The 3,651-nt window shown below is 47.7% G+C and carries 5 protein-coding genes; all 5 read right to left on the bottom strand.

Features of this window, described 5'->3' with window-relative positions; genetic code table 11:
- Window positions 1–1,953: hypothetical protein (locus DCCM_RS04690; protein ID WP_133163942.1), on the bottom strand; the 1,953-nt coding region annotated here is incomplete at its 3' end.
- Between the two features lie 16 nt (window positions 1,954–1,969).
- Complete coding sequence (locus DCCM_RS04685) at window positions 1,970–2,698, bottom strand: hypothetical protein (RefSeq protein ID WP_128739090.1); 729 nt, start codon at window positions 2,696–2,698, stop codon at window positions 1,970–1,972.
- Window positions 2,679–3,149 carry a TadE/TadG family type IV pilus assembly protein gene (locus DCCM_RS04680; RefSeq protein ID WP_104371297.1) on the bottom strand — a complete coding sequence of 157 codons (471 nt, stop codon included), beginning with the start codon at window positions 3,147–3,149 and terminating at the stop codon, window positions 2,679–2,681. The genes DCCM_RS04685 and DCCM_RS04680 overlap by 20 nt, the downstream gene beginning before the upstream one ends.
- A gap of 12 nt (window positions 3,150–3,161) precedes the next feature.
- Entirely contained in the window at window positions 3,162–3,347 is a 186-nt protein-coding gene (locus tag DCCM_RS04675; protein ID WP_104371296.1) for a Flp family type IVb pilin, read from the bottom strand.
- A gap of 19 nt (window positions 3,348–3,366) precedes the next feature.
- Window positions 3,367–3,651: hypothetical protein (locus DCCM_RS04670; RefSeq protein ID WP_207655544.1), on the bottom strand; the 285-nt coding region annotated here is incomplete at its 5' end.

Below are 3,651 nucleotides of genomic sequence, written 5' to 3'. Positions count from 1 at the left end.
AATTGTATAGGTTGTGCCGGGGGGATAAGGGGATGCGTCCCAGTAAATTTCCGCCGACGTTTTTTCTACGTTTCGGTTATTTACCACCGGCGCGCCAGCAACCGGAACGTAAGTATAAGCTATTGCAACATCGGCACGGCCCCATCCCAGTTGATAATTGTCGGACCAGACCCTTATATGGTTATCCCCTTCCTTAAACCCTGCAAGATCTCCACTGAAGGTTACCTCATTGTAATAAGTTTCTAAAAAAGCATCCGGTTTTAAAACAGGTACCGGTGGATTTGGGAAATAATTAGTTTGACCATTCACTGTGGCTCTTACATTTATGACCAAAAAATCATTATAAATATCACTTAAAGAGATAGTGCTCCAACCATCGCCAACTTGTACTATTAATTGTCCTTCACCGGTATAAGAATAATAAAATTGATTTTGTATTGTAACTGTATATGTCCCTTTAGCAGTGTACCCTTCCGGAGTGGTAAAGTCCCAGTCGGTATCCGATATGCCGTGGGTGTTGCTATGCAGATGGAAATGTATTGTAGGGTCGATAACCACAGGAAATTTGAGACCATCATAGACAGGCTTTATGTCAAGATAAGTTTTCCCGCCTTCATTACGAAGGATTTGGTTAACTTTTCTTTTTTGGCCGGTGGCATCCACCAGGTGTGCCGATTCAAATATGAGGTTGTCCCTTCGGCCTTTTAGCTCATAGGTAAAAATGTCCGGGGATTCACTAGATTTTACGACTATATATTCCTTTAATTTATCCGGCTGGACATCCAGCAGCACATCGGTGTCCTTCCAGGCGTCGCCGTATTTAACCACGCTGCCCTGCCCGGACCTTTCACCCCTTGCTTTCGGGGAAGCCCCTTGGGGGATAAACACCGCTGAAACCCCATCCTGCTTAATGACATAGCCTTTATTGAACTTTTTAGGTATGGCGGCGTAATAAGGCGTCTTTAGCGCATTCCAGCAGGCATCCTCCATATCACCTACGCTGCCATATGCTTTTATTTTCCAGGACACCTCACCATACGAATCCCGGGAAAGAGTATTGACCTTATTCTTAAACTTTGCAAGTTCCGTGTCTTCCACTAGCCCTGTTTCAATGGGGCTGAATTTACCCCGGCTGTCTTCATAGAAAAAGGGTTTCTCAACCGTCAATGACCTGCCGGCAATATCCTCCACCACATTTACCACGTGTTCCTTTTTATAACTCCCATCAGACATTAGATGGGTCTTGCTGGTCAACGTTCTCATGGATTTAATTTCGCCCTTAACGGTAACTGCCGGCTGGTCGGATACATCCTCCAGCTCAATCATCGTTCTGGTTCCTTTTTTGGTGCTCAGCTTGCTTTTAAAAATTATATGCCTGCTTCCAAATTCCACATCAACCGGTTTATTAGCTTCAATTACCTTTCCTTTTTCATCAACGTCAAAGGCATTGATTTTTAATATTGGCTGTTCCTTTGGGTCCCTTAGCAGCAGGGTACCGTCCCTGCACCGAAATGGAATTAATTCGTTAACAGGTATTTTCAAAATAACTTCTTCGCCATTCTGCCCAGGTTTTAAATCACTGTAATCAAAAATAACACCCTTTTGGGTTGGAACAAAATTAACCGAGCTGTAGCCCTTCCGGTAGACAACCGCTTTATCCCGGATAACTCCCTTTGCATTCTTTAATTTACCGGAATTGCTGTCAGAAATATTAATGATAATTTCCTTGTTATAATCAGCGGGCGTTATTTTAAAATTATCCTTGAGCATCTCCGGGGCATATGCCTTATATTTCGTTCCCACCACAAAGCCCGGTCTGAAAATTTGTCTTGTAATTACAATTCCGTCATTGTCTATGTATTTGTAAAAAACACACAGGAAAAGAACGAAAAAAGCCATCACTACAGGCACCATAATAAATATCACAGGGCCGACATTTGATTTATATCTCATAGAAGCACCTCGTTTTTCACTGAATCGGAGGTTCCGGCGCCGACGGGATGCTGCAAGTCCCGCCGTTACAGGTCAGCGCCGCCGACGCCCACCTGGTGGCGTTTACCGGATCTTTCCCCAGCACCTCCACCAGGTCCGCGTTAACAACGGCCACGACACCGCAATTGGGTAGCTCCACCCGGAAAACCATGCTGCCGCCCGCGTTGTTGATATTAAACGTCCTTGGCCAGTTCCCCGGGAGGTTGGGTATGAAGCCCGGATCGGGACTGTCATCCCTGCTCAAAGCCCCCCCGGAGAAAATGTATTGGGTATAGGCTTTGGCCCCGGTGGATGCAAGTTCTCCGCCCGGGCCACCTATGTATGTCTCATCTTCATAATAGTCGAACCCGTTATAGACAATAAAATTGTAGCCGGGAGTGTTTTTCACCATGGAATTAGCTCTAGGCTCCAGTGTGGTTTCGTCAAGGTTAAGGTTTAAGGCCAGCACGTATCTAAAGGCATCATGCGCCTTTTCCGTTTCAATTAAAGGATAGCCGTCCGCCTCGCTCCGGGGTTCCACCTGCTGGGCCGCGGCCTTGCAGGCGTCCGCCACGGCCTCCTGGAGGTCTATATCCGCACCGGTTACCATATGTGAAAGACGGATTGCCGCCACAAAAATAATCATGACGGTTCCCAGGGCAAGAATTCCCCAGAAGGTTCCCATTCCGGAATTGTCTTTAACCAACTTACGGATTAATTCTCTCACTGAGCCCTCCCCCACCCACAATGATTCTGAAAGCCGCCCCCGGAGTGTTGCTTCCGATTAACCGGTTTATCAGCAGGGGCTCCGGCACCGGCTGGCAGGTCACCCTTAAGGTTATGGTGCTGGCGGCCAGATCCATGGTCCGCAGCACTCTGGAGTCCCCCCGGCTCTCCCGGGGGCCCTGAATATCCGTAACGATACAGCCGAAGCTGTTGAATTCATTTATCAATTGCGCCTCGTCCGCCGTCGTCAAATATCCCTCCACCCTCATGCGGTCCTTGTATTTGTGCATGGTGTGTTCGGCGTATTGATGCTTGGACTGTAAAACACCGTATTCAATCACCCCGTAGGTAAGGAAGACCAAAATCGAAAGGGCCAGGAGTATTTCCAGTGTGGCGCTGCCTTTATTGTCTCCGGCAAAGCGCATAAGAGCGTGCCAGTCCTTACTTTCCAAAGAAATCCCCCCTTAAAAGCCGGAAGATATTATGCCGGTTAAATTTTGTGTTCCGGTGTTGATTACCGGCCGCAGAGAATCCCCCACACCTTGCCAGATGGCAATGGACACGCCGCCAATAATAAAAGCCCACAATGTATACTCCAGCACGGTAACGCCCCGGCTGTCCCTTATTAAGTTCCATAGCACTTTCCTCACAACTAAAACCCTCCCCTCATTAAAACAATCCCGGCAGGATATGATGGTGGTTAACGGTTAATACCACACCCAGGGTTATGGTCCAGGCCCCGGGGACTTTTATCACGTCGATTACCGGCGGCGCCATTTTAAGTTCACATTTCAGATTGGCCAGGGCCAGCCGGGGGTTTTTAATGCCATGGTAGATCCTTGCCCCGATCCCCATGACGCACCTGGACACAACCATGAAGTATAGAAAGGGAAATATCATGTCCATTCCCAAAAATAAACCTGAGGCAAAGGCTAACTTTGCGTCTCCGGCACC

It is taken from the genome of Desulfocucumis palustris, assembly GCF_002933875.1.
GTDB lineage: Bacteria > Bacillota > Desulfotomaculia > Desulfotomaculales > Desulfocucumaceae > Desulfocucumis > Desulfocucumis palustris.
This window is presented reverse-complemented; position numbering and strand designations above follow the sequence as displayed.